Here is a 19233-nt window from a genome sequence, read left to right on the forward strand (position 1 = left end):
GGACCAAGTCGTACGAGTCGGGCGGCAGATGGTCGTAGAGCCGTCCCTCTCTGTTCGTTGCCACCCAGACGTCAGCCATTGGCTCATCCTCGCGCACAGACGCGAGGTGGGGGGCCGGAATCGCTCCGGCCCCCCACCTCGCGCTGTGTCGGCTACTGACCGTCAGGTACTGACCGTCAGCTATCGCCCTTGCGCTCGCCCAGGGTCAGTTGGACGGTCGACTGCTTGCCGTCGCGCTTGTAGGTGATGCTCACCTTGTCGCCCGGCTTGTGTGTCCAGATCTCGCCGATCAGGGTCGGGCCGCTGTCGATCGCCGTGTCGTTGAACTTGGTGATGACATCGCCCGCCTTGAGTCCGGCCTTCGCCGCCGGGCCGTCCGGGGTGACCGCCGGCGTACCGCCCTCGCCCTGGGTGGTGATCTGCGCGCCGTCGCCGCCCTCGGTGCCGGCCTGGCTCTCGTCGCCCATCGAGACCGTGGCGCCGATGACCGGGTAGACCGGCTGGCCGGTCTTGATGAGCTGCTTGGCCACGGTGGACGCCTGGTTGATCGGGATGGCGAAACCGAGGCCGATGGAGCCCGCCTGCGACTGGCCCGTACCGCCGCCCGACGGCTGGATCGCGGAGTTCATGCCGATCACGGCGCCGCGCGAATCCAGCAGCGGGCCACCGGAGTTGCCCGGGTTGATGGACGCGTCCGTCTGCAGGGCGCTCATGTACGAGTTGCTGCTGCCCGTCTCGTCACCGGAGGCGACCGGGCGGTTCTTGGCGCTGATGATGCCCGTCGTGACGGTGTTGGACAGGCCGAAGGGCGCGCCGATCGCGATCGTCGAGTCGCCGACGGCGACTTGGTCCGAGTTGCCGATGGCGAGCGGGGTCAGCCCGGACGGCGCGTTCTTCAGCTTGATGACGGCTACGTCGTAACCCTCGGCGCGTCCGACGACCTCGGCGTCGTACTGCTTGCCGTTCGAGAACGTCGCCGTGATCGCCGCGCCGTTGGCGGCGGAGGCCACCACGTGGTTGTTGGTCAGGATGTGACCCTGTTTGTCATAGATGAAGCCGGTGCCCGTGTCGCCCGAACCGTCGCCGCTCTTGGCCTCAAGGGTGACCACGCTCGGCAGCGCCTTGGCCGCCACGGCGGCGACCGTGCCCGAGGCCCGGTCGCTGACCTTCGGGGCCTCGCCCGCCGAGACCGTCGTCGAGCCCGTCGAGCCGCCGTCGTTGCTCTCCGCCGCCCAGTAGCCGATCCCGCCGCCGACGCCGCCCGCGACCAGCGCGCCGATGATGACGGCGGTGATCAGGCCGCCCGCGCGCCTGCGCGGGGCCGGGGCGTGGTGGTGGCTGGAGTCGGGCGCGCCCCAGGCGGGGCCGCCGTTCCCGCCGCCGTTCCCGCCGTTGTGCCCGCCGTCGTTCCCACCGTTGCTACCGCCGCCACCGCCGCCGTAGGCGGGGTAGACGGGCGGGGGCGGCGGCCAGCCTGCGCCCGCCGCCTGGGCCGGCGGCGGGGGCGGGGTGCCGGGGCCGCCCTCCGAGGCGTGGCCACCCGTCGGCGTGGGCCCGCCCGGCGGCTGGTCGGACGGCCGGTCCTGCGCCGCGTAGCCCGGCTGGACGGGCTGGGTGGGCTGGTGTGGCTGGACGGGCTGGGTGGGCTGACCGGACGGGGCCGGCGGGTGGGCCGGCTGCCCCGGGTACCCAGCCGACGCCGACGGCTGCTCGTACGCTGCCTCTCGCGGAGCGGACGCGGGTGTGCCATCGGGAGCGGCATCCGGCACGGGAGGTACGGACGGGGCGGCCGGGGCCGCAGTGCCCTCGTTCTCGGTGCTCACAGCTCTTTCTCCTCAAGGTTCCACATCAGTCTTCGGCAAGAGTCCCGCTGTGCAAGTGTCTGCGGTCAGCTTTTCCCACAGCACGTCAGGCCACTGTAAGCAGGACCTGTGCGTATTCACGCCATCCTTTACTTAGGGCAAAAGGGACGCATCCGGAGTCGACCGGCCATAGAACCCCGCCGTTCACCCGGCTACCCCTTCACGGTGGCACCATGACGCGGTGACCCAAGCTCGTCAGTCCAGTATTCAGGTCGTCGCGCACCGGGGAGCGTCCGAGGACGCCCCCGAGCACACCCTCGCCGCGTACACGAAGGCCATCGAGGACGGTGCGGACGCCCTGGAGTGCGACGTACGACTCACCGCTGACGGACACCTCGTCTGCGTCCACGACCGCCGCGTGAACCGCACGTCCAACGGTCGCGGCGCCGTGTCCGCCCTGGAACTGGCCGATCTCGCCACCCTCGACTTCGGCTCGTGGAAGGACAGCGAGGAAAGCCCGGACTGGCGCGATCCGGAACTCACCTCCGTCCTGACGCTGGAGCGCCTGCTGGAACTCGTCGCCGACGCCGGCCGCCCCGTACAGCTCGCCATCGAGACCAAGCACCCCACCCGCTGGGCGGGCCAGGTCGAGGAGCGGCTGCTTCACCTGCTGGGCCGGTTCGGGCTCGACGGACGGCCGGAACCCGGCGAATCGTCCGTACGGGTCATGAGCTTCTCGGCGCGCTCCCTGCACCGGATCGCCTACGCGGCGCCCCAGCTCCCCACCGTGTACCTCATGCAGTTCGTCTCGCCCCGGCTGCGGGACGGCCGGCTGCCGGCCGGGGCGCGGATCGCCGGCCCCGGCATGCGGATCGTGCGCAACCACCCGGGGTACATCGCGCGGCTGCATCGGGCCGGTCACCGTGTCCATGTCTGGACGGTGAACGAACCGGAGGACGTCGACCTCTGTGTACGCCTCGGAGTCGAAGCCATCATTACGAACCGTCCCAAACAGGTACTTTCCCAGCTCGGCCGCGCGGTCTGAGCGGCGGAACGGCCACAGGGAGTGCACCGGCGCGTTCGTTCCGCTGCCGGCCGTTACGAATGCGTCAAAGGGTCGCCCTTGGCCGGTTTCCGGTCCAGGCCAATGGGGCATCCACACCGTGGCGTGGGGCGAAGGAGGTCTCGGGGGTGGCATTCGTGGTGGCACAGGAAGTGCCGACGTCGTCGAGCATGGCCGTGACCCACGGCCCTGCGGGCGTGGGCGAAGCCCGGCATCGCATGCGGGAGCAGTTGCACCGCAGCGGCATGTCGGACTCGGTCGTGGACGACGCTGTACTGATCCTGTCCGAACTGCTCAGCAACGCCTGGCGGCACGGCAGGCCGCTGGGACACACGGAGATCGGTGACGGCGACATCCGCGCCGCCTGGCAGGTCGACAAGGCCGGCCGGCTGACGGTCGAGGTGACGGACGGCGGCGGCCCGACGCGGCCCGTTCCGTCGACCCCCTCGGTCACGGCGCGCGGCGGCCGAGGGCTGAACATCATCACGGCGCTCGCCCAGGACTGGGGCGTACGGGACAGCGCGTCCGGCGAGGTAACGGTCTGGGCCCGCGTCAACGCGGAGCACCGCCGCGACCCGCAACGCCGCGAGGACTTCGCGTCCCGCGTCGCCGCGCCTGGACTGCGCGGGCTGGACGGCCTGGACGGGCTGGACTTCGCGGACGCGTTCGACTTCGACGACGCGGACTGAGCGGGATCCCGTCACGGGTCACGGGTTACGGGTTACGGGTCACGGGGATGGCCGCGCTCTCGGCGAGCGCGGGTGGCGCACGAAGCGCTGACCGGTCGGAGCGTGCTCACCGCGGCGCGTGTGACCGCACGGCCGTCGGAGGGCGCTGGGCGCCTCGCAAGAGCGGCATGTACGGGTGACCGCACGGCGGTCGGCGGCCCGAACGGTGGCTGGTTCCGCGGGCCGCGACCGGCGACACCCGACCCCACACACCGCGGTGGCACAGGCTCGCGTCCGGCCGCAGGTCGTAGGCCGGGAATCGGGGCAGCGCGACAGCTATCCCCCTATCTCCCGCACAGCCAGCGCATCGTCACCGCAGCGCCTGTGGCCGCACGGCGGTCGGAAGTCCTCGTAACCGAAAGCGCGACAGCGCGAAAGCGCGAAAGCCCTCCAAGCTCACCGCCGACACCGCGACCCGCGTGCCGGCGCCCGTCGCGCGAGCCGAGTCTCAGCGAGCAGGCTCCCGGGCCCCGGGCCGCGTGCGTGGCGGTGATGCGTTGGGGCGGCGCCCGGTGGGAGGGGCGCTAGGCTCGCGGACTGTATTGCATCGCCATTGCATCGCCGTTGCATCGCCGCCGCTCCCGGGAGAAAGCCACACCATGGCCAAGAAGCGCCCCCAGACCAAGGCCACGAAGGCGCAGCTCAACGACGGGCCGGTTCCGGTGGTCGGGGCCCGTGAGCCCTGTCCGTGCGGTTCGGGCCGTCGCTACAAGGCCTGTCACGGGCGGGCGGCCGCGCACGCCGTCACGGAGCTGGTCCAGCGCCCGTTCGAGGGGCTCGCCGGCGAGTGCGACTGGGTCGCGCTCCGTGAGCTGGTACCGGCGGCGACCGCCGAGTTGACCCTCAAGGACGGGCTGCCCGACGGCGTGCCCTCCGTGACGCTCGCGACCGTACTGCCCATGGCGTGGCCCGCGCTGCGCCGCGACGACGGCTCCGTGCTGCTCGCCCTGCAGAACGACACCTCGTCCGGCGACCTGAGCCGCGATCTCGCCGACACCCTCCAGCGCGCGCTGGTCGCCGAACCCGGCAACCCCGTTGCGGCCGAGCGGGTTTCGGCCGACGGCCCGCGGTTGCAGGATCTCCTCGACCCGGACGCGGACTTCACACCGGTCGTGCACCCCGGCTTCGAGTTCTGGGTCCCCGACGCGGAGAACGCGTCCGCCGAGGTGACGGCCTCCCTGGAGCGCGCCAACGCGGCGGCGATCCCGACCGTGCTGCTCAGCGGCTCGGACGCCGCGTACTGGTGCGAGACGCCGGAGAAGAACCATCTGCGCTGGGTGATGCCGTATCCGGAGGAGAAGCTGCTCGACGCGCTCGCGCGGCTGCACGCGGCCGGTACGTCCGACCTCGGCGAGGGGACCCGGCTCGTCGGCTCCTTCCGGGCGCACGGCGTGACCGTACCGGTGTGGGACCTGCCGACCACGATGGGCGCCGACGACTGCGAGAAGCCTGCGGCGGAGTTCGCCGAGCGGCTGACCGCCGCGCTCGCCGTCGACGCGCCGCTGACCGGCGACGAGCGCCGGGCGCGCGGCGGCCTCACCAACCGCCAGGTGACGCTGAGCTGACGGTGGGACGGCACGGGCGCGGCAGCGGGGCGACGGTGGTCGCGGCCATGGACGTGGTCGCGGCGGACGAGGCGCGCCCGGCGCCCGCGCGCCCCGCACCCGCGCGCCCCGCACCCGCGGGCGCGGTGAGACCGGTCACACGCTTTCTGCGCAAGTGCCGTACTGGCAGGTAATTCGTTGCGTGAATATGCCGGATCGAATTTGCTAACCGCCGATCTCTTGTTACGGTTCTAGGAGCCCGGTCGCTGGTGCATCCCCCGTCGCCAGCGACCGGGCCCTTTCATGCGCCGGCGGCTGCCGGGGTGTCAACGCCCCCCAGGCTCCGTCGAGTTGCTGCCCGACCTCAACAGCAGCGGACCGACGTCCGTGCCGTCGACCGGCGTCGCGAACTCCGCAACCGCCGTGTACTGCGCCGATCCCCCGGCGGACGGTTCCCTGGGTGTCTCACACGTCGCAGGGTCGTCCTGCGCCTCGACGGCGCAGTGTGTCTGTACGGTCCGCCCGCCGGGCCCCATGAGGCTGAGCGCCGCGAGCAGTTCGCCGCCCGACGTGTTGCGGTAGTACGTACGCGCCCACGTGTCGGACGCCTCGGTCAGCACGCAGGTCTGCGCCTCGATCCCCTCGGGAGAGGTCACTTCGGGCCCGCACCGCTCGGCCGTACGCACCGGGGAGGTCTCGCGCGGCGCCTTCGCGTCACTCGCCGCGTCCGTACCACTCGGTGTCTTTCGGCCCGCCGGGCTCGTCGCCTCCCGGCCCGCCGGGCTCCTCGTCTCCCGGCCCGCCGGGCCCCTCGCCGGTCCCGCCGACGCCACCAGCGGCACCAGCGCCGCGACCACCACGACGGCGGACAGCCCGAGCATGCGGAGGTTCATGGCGGGGCCCACCTGTCACTGCCGGGAGTTCGCTGCGGTCGGCAAAAGATAACGGCGGACCGGAGCGGGCCACGGCGCCGCGCGCCCAATTCCCTGACAACTGGGGTCCGCTCGCACCCGTACGGGTGACGAAGCGCCGAAAGGCGGGCCCGTGGGCCCGCCCGTCGTCGGCTCCGCAGCTCAGCCGCTCAGTACGCCAACAGCCGCTCAATACGCCGGTAGCCGCTCAGTACGCGAGCCTGCTGCCCCCGTCCGGCGCGCTCGTGCTCGCCTCGACCAGCGCGTCCACCACCGCCTCCACCCCCGGCAGCCACGGCGCGGCGGAACCCGGCAGCGGAGCCCGCTCCCAGCGGACCTGGCCGCCGGCGGCCTCGGACGGCGGCAGGACGATGTAGCCGCCCTCCCCGTGGAACCGCAGCGAGCTGGGCACCCAGTCCTTCGCGTACAGCAGCTCGCCGAGCTGTTCCAGGGAGTACGGGGCGACCAGCAGCGACCAGCGCGTGGGCGTCGCGACGACCGGTCCCAGCCGCATGCCCATCGCGTCCAGCTCCGCCAGGGCGCGCGCCGCGGCGACCGCCGGCAGGCTCACCGCGCACGGCGCGCTGCCGCCGGTGGCCAGCACGATCGGGGCCGCCGGGCGGTTCTGCCACCACCAGCGCACCATGCGCCCGTCGGTGGTCGCCGCCAGCAGCCCGGGGTCGAAGGGGTGTGCGCCGGGTACGACGCACTCGGGGTCGGGGCAGGCGCAGCCGCGCCCGCGCGCTCCCCGCCCACCGGCCGCCTTCAGGCCGGCGCCCGGCAGTACGGGCCAGTTCCACGCCGTGGCGCAGGTGAGCGCCGCTTCGAGTTGGGCAGGCATCCCATTGCGCCGGAGCCGCAGCCTGCGTCGCCTTCCGAGGATCTCGCGCATGAGCGCTCGTTCCTTTCCGTTGAACGCCGAGGTCCACATGACACTGACACCATGTGTGTGCATCACTTCGCTGTGCGTACTCGCTGTGCGTACTCGCCCTGCGTACACGTGCGTGCGTTCGGCACCGCGCCCGTCGCGCCGCGCCCGTAACGCCCCGCCCATGACACTGTGCGTTTGACACTGTGCACTTGACGCTATGCCCGTGACGCCGTGATCGGACCGAGCTTGACTGTATTCCGCGAAATTCCGCGAACTTCCGCGACCGTATGGCGAGTGGTGGCGTGCGTGCGCATGGCGCTTGCTGTCCCGCTGTGCTGTCCTCGCCACTCCGGGGGATGGGGCACGGCCTACGGCGGTTAAGACGCCCGAGCCGACCGCCAGGTTCCGGGGCGGTCCCAACTGCCCCTGTCCGTCACCGTTTACGTACCCATCACGTTCGGAATGACGCTCCACCGGAGGCGGCGTATGCACGTCGGCCCTGGCAGATCCCCTGTTGAGCGTCCTCAGTCGACAGCAAAACCAAGCCAGTGGGGTCATTTTTCGGCCAACTTGATTCGGCTCGGCTGCGCCACGGACACCGACCGTCCCGCCAGGACAATGCTGGACATTAACGCTGTTGTGCGTGTACATGTGGATGCATCGACAGCTACGCGAAATGACCTGAGGTTTTGCCCGGTTGTCGAGCGAAACGCACCAGTCAGAAAGTCGGCCGCCATGAGCGCTCCGCACATGCCGAAAGTGGCTGGAATCGATTCAGCAGTTCCGGCCCCCGCTCACACTGTCCCGCCTCTTGACGATCTTCAGGCCCCGCCGGTCGTGCTGATCCAGGACCGGCTCGCCGGCTGGGTCTCCGATCTGACCACCCTCCACGAACTCACCGAGCGGCTCGCCAGGACCCGTTCGCTGGAGGACGCCCTCAACGAGCTGTTGCGGGCGGGTGCCGCGCTGGTCGGCGCCAGGCGCGGGCTGGCCGTGTTCGAACCGGCCGACGGCCTCGGCCCTGCCACCACCCTCGGCCTCGGCCTCGCCCACGCGGACCTCGGCCATCTGGAGACGGTGCCGCGCGGCGTCACCTCGCTCGGCCCGCTCCTCGACAGCTCGGGCGCCCCCGCCGAACCCGTCGCCGTCCCCGACCTGCTCGCCGACAGCGCCCTCGACCCGCGCCACCGCGAGGTGGCCGCCCGGCTCGGATACGGCGCCAGTTACGGCGTACCGCTGGCCACCGACCCCGGGAGCAACGAGGCGGGCGAGCCGACGGGCGCGGCGCCCGTCAAGCTCGGCGCCGCGATCTGGCTGTACGACGAGCCGGCCGAGCCGATGGAGCGCCAGCGCCATCTGATCTCCCTCTACGCCCGGTACGCGGGCGAGCATCTGGCCCGGCTGCTGGAGCTGGAGCGGGCCCGCGAGCGGGTCGCCACCATCGCCGACGAGCTGCTGCCCGGCAGGCTGCCCAGGGTCTCCGGTGTCCAGCTCGCCGTCTGCCACCGCACCGGGCCGCGCGGCGGCGGCGACTGGTACGACGCGCTGCCGCTCCCGGAGGGCGCGCTCGGGCTGGCCGTCGGCTCGGTGAGCGGTTCGGGACCGAGCGCCGTGGCGGCGATGGGCCGGCTGCGTGCCTCGCTGCGGGCGTACGCGGTGATGGAGGGCGAGGACCCGGTCGCCGTCCTGTCCGATCTGGAGCTGCTGCTGCGGCTGACCGAACCGGCCCGTACGGCCACCGCGCTGTTCGCGTACGCGGAGCCCGTACGGCGCAAGATCGTGCTGGCCGGGGCGGGACACGCGCCGCCGCTGGTCGTCGGGGAGCGCCGTACGGAGTTCGTCGAGACGTCGCTGTCGGCGCCGCTGGGGATGCTGGCGTGCTGGGAGGCGCCGAGCGTGGAGCTGTATCCCGAGCCAGGAGAAACGGTGCTGCTGTACACCGACGGGCTGCTGCGGCGCACCGGCGGTTCGATGGACCGGGCCTACGCCCGGCTGCACGCGGCGGCGGCGAGCGTGCCGCGCGCGCTGCGGGAGGATCCGGCGGCGGTCGCCGGGCACGTCCTGCGGACCGTACTGCCCGACCTGGCGCCGGCCGGTGGCCCGACGGGAGACCCGGCCGGTGCTCCGGTGGCGGACATGGAGGACATCGTGCTGCTGGCCGCCCGCTTCGACTGATTTCTCACATCACACACGCAGCGACCTGGGCCGTCTTGCCCTCGCACATACGATGGAAAACGGTCCAATGCCGGGCCGGTGTCGTAGCGAGGAGAAGACGTGGCCGAGGAGCTCACCCCGGAGCACCTGGAACTGCCGGAAACGGAACCAGTGCTCCCGGAGGCGGAAGAAGAGCCGATCAAGCAGCGGAAGAACGGACTGTACCCCGGCGTGTCCGACGAGCTCGCGGAAAACATGAAGTCAGGCTGGGCCGACACCGAGCTGCACGGCCTGGAGCCGATCGCGCAGGCGGCCGAGACGGCGGCCCGCCGCGCGGCGCTGTCCGCGCGCTTCCCCGGTGAGCGGCTGGTGATCCCGGCCGGCCGGCTCAAGACCCGGTCCAACGACACCGACTACGTCTTCCGCGCCTCCACCGAGTACGCGTATCTCACCGGCGACCAGACGCAGGACGGCGTCCTCGTGCTGGAGCCGGCCACCGAGGGGCACACGGCCACCGTCTATCTGCTGCCGCGCTCCAACCGGGAGAACGGCGAGTTCTGGCTCGACGGCCAGGGCGAGCTGTGGGTCGGCCGCCGGCACTCCCTGGCCGAGGCCGAGCAGGTGCTCGGCGTCCCCGCCAAGGACGTACGGGAGCTGCCCGCGGCGCTGACCGAGGCGACGGGCCCGGTCCGCAACGTACGCGGGCACGACGCCGTCATCGAGGCCGCGCTGAGCGACAAGGTCACCGCCGAGCGCGACGAGGAGCTGCGCGTCTACCTCTCCGAGGCGCGCGCGGTGAAGGACGACTTCGAGATCGGCGAACTGCAGAAGGCCGTCGACTCGACCGTGCGCGGCTTCGAGGACGTCGTGAAGATCCTCGACAAGGCCGAAGCCACCAGCGAGCGGTACATCGAGGGCACGTTCTTCCTGCGCGCCAGGGTCGAGGGCAACGACATCGGCTACGGCTCGATCTGCGCGGCGGGACCGCACGCCACGACGCTGCACTGGGTGCGCAACGACGGCGCCGTACGCTCCGGCGACCTGCTGCTGCTCGACGCGGGCGTGGAGACCCACACCCTCTACACCGCCGACGTCACGCGCACCCTGCCGATCGACGGCCGGTTCAACGACCTCCAGCGGAAGATCTACGACGCGGTGTACAAGGCCCAGGAGGCCGGCATCGCGGCGGTCAAGCCGGGTGCCAAGTACCGCGACTTCCACGACGCGGCGCAGCGCGTGCTCGCCGAGAAGCTCGTCGAGTGGGGCCTGCTGGAGGGTCCGGTGGAGAAGGTCTTGGAGCTGGGGCTCCAGCGCCGCTGGACCCTGCACGGCACGGGCCACATGCTCGGCCTGGACGTCCACGACTGCGCCGTCGCGCGCCGGGAGGTGTACGCCGAGGGGACGCTGGAGCCCGGCATGTGCCTCACCGTCGAGCCGGGGCTCTACTTCCAGGCCGACGATCTGACGGTGCCGGAGGAGTACCGCGGCATCGGGGTGCGGATCGAGGACGATCTCGTCGTCACCGAGGACGGCAACCGGAATCTGTCGGCGGGGCTGCCGCGGCGCTCCGACGAGGTCGAGGCGTGGATGGCGCGGCTCAAGCAGGCGTAACGCACCGTCTTCTGTCCCGGGACGGGCCGGCGCCTGCCGGGGGGCCGGCGCCTGCCGGGGGGCCGGCGCCTGCCGGGGGCAGGTGCTAGCCGGCCCGCAGCAGCGCGTCCTCGCGCCATTTCAGGGTCTTGTCGAAGCTGACGACGGCGCCCTGCCCCGGCCGGCTGCGGAAGTGCACGTGGTCGGCGAGCTGCTCGATCAGACACAGCCCCCGGCCGCTCTCCGCGCTGACGGGCGCGGGCGCGGGGCGTCTGACCACGCGGCGGGCGGGGAAGCCGGGGCCCGAGTCGGCCACTTCGATACGGCACGTGGCGCCGTCCAGATACGCGGTCACCCGGTATCCCCCGGGCGCCTCGCCCACCGCACCTTCGTCACCGCCGTGCTCCACGGCGTTGGCGCAGGCCTCAGTGAGGGCGACCGACAGGTCGAAGGAGATGTCGGGGTCGACGCCCGCGGTGTCCATGGCGTCGAGCAGAAGGCGGCGGGCGAGTGGAACACTCGCGGCTTCGCGCCGCAAATGGAGAGACCACCAGATGCTCATGCTCCAGCCTCCTGGCTGCGGCTCGACATACCGATACGTATTGCCCTTCCGGACCCTCCGTAAGCGCGCCGGGGGTGTGAGACCCCTCATTCGGCGGACGCGTATGTGACGTAGAGCGGTGTATGGGACGGAGGCTGACCTTCCGGACCTGCCCTACGGAGCCGGGGGCCGCAGTGCGATGATGAGCCCGCCATGTCTGCCCCTGTCGCACACGCAGGAACCGGCCCCCGGCTGGTAAGGGCCGCGGTGTTCACCGCGGTCTGTCTTGTGCTGTCCGCGACGGGACACGTCATCGCCGCCTGCGCGCCCGTGCCGTGGTGGACCCTGCTGGCCGGTTTCCTCCTGCTGTTCGCCGTGGTGGCGCCGCTCGCCGGACGGCCGCGTTCCACCGCGACCATCGTGTCGGCCCTGACGGCCGGACAGCTCGGACTGCACAGCCTGTTCGGGCTCGGCCAGCAGCACATGGCGATGCCGGCCAGTGGCAACGACGCGCTGATCAGGATGGCGGCGAAGCTGCTCTGCGGAGCCGGCCCCGCCTCACTCAGCCATGTCGACGCGCAGCGGATCGTGGCCGAGGCCGGTATCGGCGCGTCAGGCACCTCCGGCTCGGGCGGGGCCGGTGTACCGGGCCTGTCCGGTACGGCGGGTGCGGCGCACGGCATGGCCGGTATGGCGGGCATGGCCGGCATGGACATGCACGGCGGCCCGATGACCGTGGCTCCCGGCGCCGGTACCGCCGCCGGGCTGCTGCCCTCGCTCCCCATGGTGCTCGCGCACCTGCTCGCCGCTCTCGCGACGGGCTGGCTGCTGCGCCGCGGGGACCTCGCGCTGCTCAGGATCGCGCGGCTCTCCGCCCGGCTCTCGGCGCAGGGCTTCGGCGAGGTCAGGGAGAGCGTGGCGGAAAGCCTCACGGACAGCGCCCAGTTGCGGGCCCTGCGGGCCGCCTTCGCGCTGGCCCGCGCCCTGCTGGCCGGGCTGCCCTGCGGCTCGGCGCCCGAGGCCGCGCGGGCGGCACGCTTCTCGTACGAACCACCGCCCGATTCTGCCGGGCGGGCACTCCAGCACACGGTGATCAGGCGCGGCCCGCCGGCCGCACTCGCCCTCGCAGCCTGAAGCGACGCCCTCCGCACTCTCCGCCCGCCGGGACGCCATGTCCCGCAGGGGATGGGGGCGGTGTCGCGATGCCGCCGTGCGGTCGCACGCCGGCGCCCGTTCTGCTCCGTCCTCCTCCCACAGCCACTGGAGTGTTCTGTGTTCTCAGCCGTGAAGTTCTCCACCGTGCAGGTCTCCGCCGTGAAGCTCTCCGCGTCGAAGTCCGCCCGTTTCGCCGTCGCGGGCGGGGTGGCCGCCGCTTCCGTACTGCTGCTCGCCGGACCCGCGTCCGCCCACGTCAGCGTGTCGGCGCTGGGCGAGGCCGCCAAGGGCGGCTCGGCCATCATCAACTTCAAGGTGCCGAACGAGCGCGACGACGCCACGACCACCAAGGTCGAGGTGAACATCCCGGCGGACCACCCGCTGGCCTCCGTGATGCCCGAGCCGATCCCCGGCTGGAAGATCGACATCGTGAAGTCCAAGCTCGCCAAGCCGATCGATCTGCACGGCTCCCCGGTCAACGAGGCCGTCTCCAAGGTCACCTGGACCGCCGACGCCAAGACCTCGATCCCTTCGGGGCAGTTCCAGCTCTTCCCGCTGTCCGTGAGCCCGCTGCCCACGGACACCGACCAGTTGGTGTTCAAGGCCATCCAGACGTACTCCAACAAGGACGTCGTCCGGTGGATCGAGGAGCCGAAGGAAGGCGCGGACGAGCCGGAGAACCCGGCGCCCGTGCTGAAGCTGACCGCCGCCGCCCCCGAGGAAGGACACGACGGGGCCGCCGACAGCAAGGCCAGTGACACCGCCGCCAAGCAGGACGACGCGAAGGCCGACACGACCAACGCCTCCGCCGACTCGGACAGCAGCGACAACCTCGCGCGGGTCCTCGGCATCGTCGGCATCGTCGTCGGCATCGCCGGTGTGGCCTTCGGCGTACTCGCCGGCCGCCGCCGCACCGCCGCCTGACGCACCAAGCACCTGCCGCGCGCGAGGCTGGGACGGCATACCGTCCATGGCGTCCCGGCCCCGCGTGCCCGGTGCCCCGCACACCACCACCAGGAAATACCTCATGCGCAAGAAGACAGTCCCGCTCGCCGCCACCCTCGCGGTACTCACCGCGCTCACCCTCACCGCCTGCGGCAGCGACGGCGACAGCAACGACTCCTCCAAAGCGATCGCCGACGTCTCGCAGCCGGCCGACAAACCGGCGACCGTGCTCGACACCCCCTTCAAGAAGCCGGACCTCGTCCTCAAGGACACCCACGGCAAGCCGTACGACCTGCGCGAGCGCACCAAGGGCAAGCCCACGCTGATCTACTTCGGCTACACGCACTGCCCCGACATCTGCCCCCTGACGATGAGCAACCTCGCCATCGCCAGGAAGTCGCTCAGCAAGGCCGAGCAGGCGCAGCTCCAGGTCGTCTTCGTCACCACCGACCCGGACAGGGACACCCCGGCCGAACTCGGCAAGTGGCTGCCCAGCGCGGGCGACCCGTCCTTCGTCGGCCTGACCGGCGACTTCGCCACGATCCGGGCCGGCGCCCGCCAGCTCGGCATCGACGTCGAACCGCCGGAGAAGCACAAGGACGGCACGATCACCTCCACGCACGGCGCCCAGGTCATCGCCTTCTCGCCGAAGACCGACGGCGGGTACGTGCTGTACGACTCCGAGGCGACCGCCGACGACTACACCAAGGACCTGCCCAAGCTCGTCAAGGGAGAGACGCCGTGAGGCGGCGCGCCCCGCTGACGGTCGCCATAGGTCTCACCGGCGCGCTGGCCCTGGCGGGCTGCTCTGCCGACTCCTCGGCGAACTCCTCGGCCGACGCCGGCAAGGCGGCCGACGCGAAGCCTCAACTGACGGTCACCGGCGCCTATATGCCGCAGCCCCCCGTCACCGACCTGGCGGCCGGTTTCCTCATCGTCACCAACAAGGGCGGCGCCGACAAACTGACCTCTGTCACCAGCGACATCTCCGACAACATCTCCATCCACAAGACCGTCGACGACCGTATGCAAGAGGTCACGTCCTTCGGAATTCCCGCCGACGGCACTCTTGATCTGGAACGTGGTGGCAACCACATCATGTTCATGGACCTCAAGCGGAAGCCCTTGCGGGGCCAGACAGTCAACGTCGAACTGCACTTCGAGAAGTCCGGCCCGGTGAAGGTCGAGCTTCCCGTGAAGGAGCCCACGTACAACCCGCCCAAGCAGTGAGGGATCAGGACGCCATGACAGCCACCGCCCCACGCTTCGGACCGCCATCCCTGACGGTGCGACTGCTGCTCGTCGTCTCCGTGCTCGTAGGGACCGTCTTCACGGTCCTGTCCGGTACGGCGTCGGCGCACGCCGCTCTCACCGCCAGCGATCCGGCGGACGGGGCGGTGGTTGCCGCTGCTCCCAAGGACATCACCCTCACTTTCTCCGAAGAGGTCTCTCTCGGTGACAACGGTGTCCGCGTACTCGACCCGGCCGGCAAGCGCGCCGACGCGGGCAAGGTCCGCGACACCGGCGGCGGTTCGGGCGCCCGCTACGCCGTAGCCCTGCACGCGGGCGTGCCCGACGGCACCTACACCGTCGCCTGGCAGGCCGTCTCCGCCGACAGCCACCCGGTCTCCGGTGCCTTCACGTTCTCCATCGGGGCGCCGTCCAAGACCACCGTCCATGTCTCCGACGACGAGGCGGGCGGCGGACTCGTCGGTGTCCTGTACGGGGCGGCCCGCTACGCCTCGTACGCCGGGTTCATCCTCCTTGTCGGTGGTGCGGCCTTCGTGCTCGGCTGCTGGCAGCGCGGCGCGAGCGCCCGGCCGCTGCAGCGGCTCGTCGTACGCGGCTGGGTCACGATCACCGCCGCGACTCTCGTACTGCTGTTGCTGCGCACCCCCTACACCGGCTCCGGCAAACTCGCCGACGCCTTCGATCTCGGCGGACTCCAGGACGTACTCGCCACGAAGGAGGGCGCGGCCCTCATCTCCCGGCTGCTGCTCCTGGGCGCGGCAGCCCTCTTCATCGCCGTCCTCTTCGGCGCCTACGCCAAGCGGGAAGCCGCCGCCGAGGCTGAGCAGGTCGAGGCTGAGCGGGCCGACGGCGAACACGACGACGGCGAGCAGCCCGGCACGGACGCGGGCAAGGAGAAGCAGGATCTCACCTTCGGCCTCGCGATAGGCGGCGCCGTCGTCGCAGCGGGGATCGCCGCGACGTGGGCGCTGTCCGAGCACGCATCCACCGGGATCCAGCCCGGTCTCGCCATGCCCGTCGATGTCATCCACCTGCTGGCCGTGGCCACCTGGCTCGGCGGCCTCACCGCCCTGCTCGTCGCCCTCTACCGCACCCCTTATATAGAGGCAGCGGCCGTACGGCGCTTCTCCAGCACCGCTTTCGTCAGCGTCGTCGTACTCGCCGCCTCCGGCATCTACCAGAGCTGGCGGCAGGTCGGATCATGGTCGGCGCTCGGGGGAACCTCATACGGGCAACTCCTTCTGGTCAAGGTCGGGCTTGTCGCCGTGCTTGTGGGGATCGCCTACTTCTCCCGGCGGTGGACGGGACGGCTGGCGACGACGGCCTCGGAAGCGGAAACGGAGACGGCGTCCGAGTCCGAGTCCGAGTCCGAGTCCGAGTCCGTGGCAGTCTCGGCCTCGGCCTCGGCGAGCACAACGGCTGATACGGAGACCGGGACCGCCGCCCCGGTCGGTGACACCCGTAGAGCTACCCAGCTCGAACGGCAGAAAGCGGCGTTGGCGACTGCACGCCAAAAGCGGCTGCGTGACGCCGACCCGAGCCGTTCCGGACTGCGCCGCTCCGTCCTGGCCGAGACCGGTGTGGCCGTCGTACTCCTCGCCGTGACCACCATCCTCACCACCACCGAACCCGGCCGCACCGCCGAGCAGGAAGCGGCCCGCACCGGCGGCGCGGGCGCCACGGCGCCCGCCACGGCAGGGCCTGTCGATGTGCTGCTGCCCTTCGACACCGGCGGCAAGAACGGCAAGGGCACGGCGGAGGTCTACCTCAACCCCGCGCGCTCCGGCGCCAACCTGATGCACATCTACGTCAACGGCCCCGACAAGCAGCCGCTCGACGTCCCCGAGGTGCGGGCCTCCTTCACCCTGAAGGCGCAGAAGATCGGCCCGCTGCCGGTCGCGCCCCAGCGCTTCGCCCCTGGACACTGGAGCGCGGAGAACATCCAGATCCCGATGCCGGGCGAGTGGCAGCTCCAAGTCACCGTCCGCACCTCCGACATCGACGAGCAGACCGTCTACAAGAACGTCAAGATCGGCTGAACCACCGTGAGCGAGACCCAACAGGGCCAGGACCAGGATCAGGACCAAGCCCAGGACTACCCCGCCGACTCCGGCTCCGGCAGCGATTCCGGCACCGGCACCGGCGTTTCCAGGCGCCGCGTGCTCGGCACCGCGGGCGCCGCCGGAGCGGCCGGGCTGGTGCTCGGCGCCGTCGGCGGAGCCACCGGATACGCGGCGAGCCGCCCGGCCGCACCGGCGGAACCGACGGCGCTGAGCACCGTCGGCGCGGACGCCGTCGCCTTCCACGGCGCCCACCAGCCCGGCATCACCACGCCCACCCAGGCCGCCGGGCATCTCGTCGCCTTCGACCTCTCCCCCGGCGCCGGCCGCAAGGAGGCGGCGGCGCTGCTGCGCCGCTGGTCGGCCTCGGCGAGCGCGATGATGGCCGGCCGACCGGTCACCGGCGCGGCGGCGGCGGGCGGGCACGACACCGGTGTCGCCCTGGACGCGGGCCCTTCGTCCCTCACGGTCACCTTCGGCTTCGGCCGCAGCTTCTTCGGCCGTACGGGACTGACCGGCAGCCTCCCCGCCGCCCTCGACCCGCTGCCCGCCTTCTCCGCCGACCAGCTCGACCCGGCGCGCAGTGAAGGCGATCTGTGGATCCAGATCGGCTGCGACGACCCGCTCGTCGCCTTCCACGCCCTGCGCGCGCTCCAGAAGGACGCGGGCGAGGCGGCCAGGGTCCGCTGGCAGATGTCCGGCTTCAACCGGGCCCCCGGCGCGACCCCGCACCCGATGACCGTCCGCAATCTGATGGGCCAGGTCGACGGCACGGCCAATCCCCAACCGTCGGCGCCCAACTTCGAACGGGCCCTGTTCGTGCCGGCAGCCCCGCCCGCCGGCACCCCCGCGTGGATGGCGGGCGGCTCCTACGCCGTCGTACGGCGCATCCGGATGCTCCTCGACGACTGGGAGAAACTCCCCCTCGACCGACAGGAACGGGTCATCGGCCGGCGCAAGTCGGACGGCGCGCCCCTCACCGGCGGTACGGAACGGACGGCGCTCGCCCTCGACAAGAGAGGCGCCGACGGCGAGCTGGTCATCCCCGCCAACGCCCACGCCAGGATCTCGGCTCCGCAGGCGAACGGCGGCGCGACGCTGCTGCGCCGCCCCTTCTCGTACCACGACGGCATCGGCAAGGACGGCACCCCGGACGCCGGGCTCCTCTTCATCTGCTGGCAGGCCGATCCGCTCAAGGGGTTCGTACCGGTGCAGCGGAAGCTCGACCGCGGCGACGCGCTGTCCGAGTTCGTCCGGCACGAGGCGAGCGGGTTGTACGCCGTGCCGGGCGGGGCACCGAAGGGCGAGTACGTGGGCCAGCGGCTGCTGGAGTCCTGAACCCCGTGCCGGGAGTCGGGGCGGGGCAGGGAGCCGGGGCGGGGCAGGGCACTCCGTCGGGCTATTAGGGTGACGGTATGTCGGCCACGCGCTACACGTATCTCGGCCCCGAGGGCACCTTCACCGAAGCCGCCCTCCGCACCCTCCCGGAAGCGGCCACCAGGGAACTGATCCCGATGGTGTCCGTACCCGCGGCGCTCGACGCCGTACGGAGCGGGGAGGCGGCCGCCGCACTCGTCCCGATCGAGAACTCGGTGGAAGGCGGTGTCACGGCGACCCTCGACGAACTCGCCGCCGGCGAGCCGCTCATGATCTACCGCGAGGTGCTGCTCCCGATCACCTTCGCCCTGCTCGTACGGCCCGGCACCGAGCTGTCCGAGGTGAAGACCGTCACCGGCCACCCGGTCGCCCAGCCGCAGGTGCGCAACTGGCTGCGCGCCCATCTGCCGGACGCCGTGTGGGAGTCGGCCGCGTCCAACGCGGACGGCGCGCGGCTCGTCCAGGAGGGCCGGTACGACGGGGCCTTCGCCGGTGAGTTCGCCGCCGCCACGTACGGCCTGGTGCCGCTGGTCACCGAGATCCACGACGCGCAGAACGCGGAGACCCGCTTCGTGCTGGTGGGCAGGCCCGCGCGGCCCGCGGCACCGACCGGCGCCGACAAGACCTCGGTCGTCATCTGGATGGGCGACGACCATCCCGGCGCGCTGCTGGAGCTGCTTCAGGAGTTCGCGGTGCGCGGGGTCAACCTGATGCTGATCCAGTCGCGGCCGACGGGCGCCGGCATCGGTAACTACTGCTTCGCCGTGGACGCCGAGGGCCATATCTCGGACCGCCGCGTCGGTGAGGCGCTGATGGGGCTGAAGCGGATCTGCCCCAAGGTGCGCTTCCTCGGCTCGTACCCGCGCGCCGGTGTGGCGGTCGCGGAGGTGGCGGCCGCCCGGCCGGGGACGTCCGACGCGGCGTTCATCGATGCGGCGGAGTGGCTGGCACGCAGCCAGGACGGCCGCGCCTGACACCGGGGCCGACCCGGAATCCACCGCCCGACCTCCTACCCTGTGGATAACCCACCGGGTTATCCACAGGCTTGCTTCTCGACCTGGGGACAAGTCGACACAGCAAGCCGACATGGTCGACAAATCGCTCCAGTTACCCCACTTCCGTCCACAGGACGTCAGGTCACCCTTGTCACCCCAATTCCACTCGGCAACTCGTCAGAGTTAACGAATCCCACCCGAATGAGCGTGTGAAGCGGGTTTGGCTGGGGAATTATTCGGCCCGCA

16 protein-coding genes are annotated in these 19233 nt (G+C 71.6%); 12 read left to right on the top strand and 4 right to left on the bottom strand.

Going from position 1 to position 19233, the window contains the following annotated elements:
- Positions 1-176: 176 nt before the first annotated feature.
- The gene (locus ACZ63I_RS00005) at positions 177-1823 is read right to left on the bottom strand and encodes a S1C family serine protease (protein ID WP_469333777.1); all 1647 of its coding nucleotides are present in this window, start codon (positions 1821-1823) and stop codon (positions 177-179) included.
- 220 nt (positions 1824-2043) lie between these two features.
- Between ACZ63I_RS00005 and ACZ63I_RS00010 the strand changes: the two genes are divergently transcribed.
- The 3 genes from ACZ63I_RS00010 to ACZ63I_RS00020 all read left to right on the top strand — a co-directional run bounded on the left by ACZ63I_RS00010 (position 2044) and on the right by ACZ63I_RS00020 (position 5158).
- Entirely contained in the window at positions 2044-2847 is an 804-nt protein-coding gene (locus ACZ63I_RS00010; protein ID WP_469333779.1) for a glycerophosphodiester phosphodiesterase, read from the top strand.
- Between the two features lie 59 nt (positions 2848-2906).
- Complete coding sequence (locus tag ACZ63I_RS00015; RefSeq protein WP_469333781.1) at positions 2907-3554, top strand: ATP-binding protein; 648 nt, start codon at positions 2907-2909, stop codon at positions 3552-3554.
- Between the two features lie 638 nt (positions 3555-4192).
- On the top strand, positions 4193-5158 hold the full coding sequence (locus ACZ63I_RS00020) for a DUF5926 family protein (RefSeq protein ID WP_469333782.1): 966 nt from the start codon (positions 4193-4195) through the stop codon (positions 5156-5158).
- A gap of 305 nt (positions 5159-5463) precedes the next feature.
- Here ACZ63I_RS00020 and ACZ63I_RS00025 read toward each other — a convergent pair whose 3' ends face one another.
- Positions 5464-6030 (bottom strand): hypothetical protein, encoded by a 567-nt coding sequence (locus tag ACZ63I_RS00025; protein WP_469333784.1) that lies wholly within the window; start codon positions 6028-6030, stop codon positions 5464-5466.
- 226 nt (positions 6031-6256) lie between these two features.
- The gene (locus ACZ63I_RS00030; RefSeq protein ID WP_469333786.1) at positions 6257-6940 is read right to left on the bottom strand and encodes a bifunctional DNA primase/polymerase; all 684 of its coding nucleotides are present in this window, start codon (positions 6938-6940) and stop codon (positions 6257-6259) included.
- 597 nt (positions 6941-7537) lie between these two features.
- On the opposite strand from ACZ63I_RS00030, the gene ACZ63I_RS00035 reads away from it, so the two are divergent.
- Positions 7538-9094, top strand: a complete 1557-nt coding sequence (locus ACZ63I_RS00035) for a PP2C family protein-serine/threonine phosphatase (RefSeq protein ID WP_469333787.1) — start codon at positions 7538-7540, stop codon at positions 9092-9094.
- 99 nt (positions 9095-9193) lie between these two features.
- Complete coding sequence (locus ACZ63I_RS00040) at positions 9194-10684, top strand: aminopeptidase P family protein (RefSeq protein ID WP_469333788.1); 1491 nt, start codon at positions 9194-9196, stop codon at positions 10682-10684.
- A gap of 85 nt (positions 10685-10769) precedes the next feature.
- Here the strand turns inward: ACZ63I_RS00040 and ACZ63I_RS00045 are convergent, their stop codons facing one another.
- Entirely contained in the window at positions 10770-11225 is a 456-nt protein-coding gene (locus tag ACZ63I_RS00045) for an ATP-binding protein (RefSeq protein WP_469333790.1), read from the bottom strand.
- 192 nt (positions 11226-11417) lie between these two features.
- Between ACZ63I_RS00045 and ACZ63I_RS00050 the strand changes: the two genes are divergently transcribed.
- From ACZ63I_RS00050 to pheA, 7 genes are all read left to right on the top strand, one after another.
- On the top strand, positions 11418-12338 hold the full coding sequence (locus ACZ63I_RS00050; RefSeq protein WP_469333792.1) for a hypothetical protein: 921 nt from the start codon (positions 11418-11420) through the stop codon (positions 12336-12338).
- Between the two features lie 180 nt (positions 12339-12518).
- Positions 12519-13283 (top strand): YcnI family copper-binding membrane protein, encoded by a 765-nt coding sequence (locus ACZ63I_RS00055; protein WP_469335480.1) that lies wholly within the window; start codon positions 12519-12521, stop codon positions 13281-13283.
- Between the two features lie 103 nt (positions 13284-13386).
- Positions 13387-14049, top strand: coding sequence for an SCO family protein (locus ACZ63I_RS00060; protein WP_469333793.1), 663 nt, complete (start codon positions 13387-13389; stop codon positions 14047-14049).
- Complete coding sequence (locus ACZ63I_RS00065) at positions 14046-14534, top strand: copper chaperone PCu(A)C (RefSeq protein WP_469333795.1); 489 nt, start codon at positions 14046-14048, stop codon at positions 14532-14534. The genes ACZ63I_RS00060 and ACZ63I_RS00065 overlap by 4 nt, the downstream gene beginning before the upstream one ends.
- Positions 14535-14548: 14 nt before the next feature.
- On the top strand, positions 14549-16594 hold the full coding sequence (locus tag ACZ63I_RS00070) for a copper resistance CopC/CopD family protein (RefSeq protein WP_469333797.1): 2046 nt from the start codon (positions 14549-14551) through the stop codon (positions 16592-16594).
- A 6-nt stretch (positions 16595-16600) separates the two neighbouring features.
- Entirely contained in the window at positions 16601-17953 is a 1353-nt protein-coding gene (gene efeB / locus ACZ63I_RS00075; RefSeq protein WP_469333799.1) for an iron uptake transporter deferrochelatase/peroxidase subunit, read from the top strand.
- 77 nt (positions 17954-18030) lie between these two features.
- Complete coding sequence (gene pheA / locus ACZ63I_RS00080; RefSeq protein ID WP_469333801.1) at positions 18031-18966, top strand: prephenate dehydratase; 936 nt, start codon at positions 18031-18033, stop codon at positions 18964-18966.
- The last annotated feature ends 267 nt before the right edge of the window (positions 18967-19233 follow it).

It is taken from the genome of Streptomyces sp. NPDC087906, assembly GCF_055584925.1.

Bases quoted from the DNA above. Each gene is read 5' to 3' on its own strand.
- ACZ63I_RS00030 (WP_469333786.1), bottom strand. From the start codon at position 6,940: ATGCGCGAGATCCTCGGAAGGCGACGCAGGCTGCGGCTCCGGCGCAAT.
- ACZ63I_RS00060 (WP_469333793.1), top strand. From the start codon at position 13,387: ATGCGCAAGAAGACAGTCCCGCTCGCCGCCACCCTCGCGGTACTCACC.
- ACZ63I_RS00035 (WP_469333787.1), top strand. From the start codon at position 7,538: ATGCTGGACATTAACGCTGTTGTGCGTGTACATGTGGATGCATCGACA.
- pheA (WP_469333801.1), top strand. From the start codon at position 18,031: ATGTCGGCCACGCGCTACACGTATCTCGGCCCCGAGGGCACCTTCACC.
- ACZ63I_RS00045 (WP_469333790.1), bottom strand. From the start codon at position 11,225: ATGAGCATCTGGTGGTCTCTCCATTTGCGGCGCGAAGCCGCGAGTGTT.
- ACZ63I_RS00025 (WP_469333784.1), bottom strand. From the start codon at position 6,030: ATGAACCTCCGCATGCTCGGGCTGTCCGCCGTCGTGGTGGTCGCGGCG.
- ACZ63I_RS00050 (WP_469333792.1), top strand. From the start codon at position 11,418: ATGTCTGCCCCTGTCGCACACGCAGGAACCGGCCCCCGGCTGGTAAGG.
- ACZ63I_RS00070 (WP_469333797.1), top strand. From the start codon at position 14,549: ATGACAGCCACCGCCCCACGCTTCGGACCGCCATCCCTGACGGTGCGA.
- ACZ63I_RS00015 (WP_469333781.1), top strand. From the start codon at position 2,907: ATGCGTCAAAGGGTCGCCCTTGGCCGGTTTCCGGTCCAGGCCAATGGG.
- ACZ63I_RS00020 (WP_469333782.1), top strand. From the start codon at position 4,193: ATGGCCAAGAAGCGCCCCCAGACCAAGGCCACGAAGGCGCAGCTCAAC.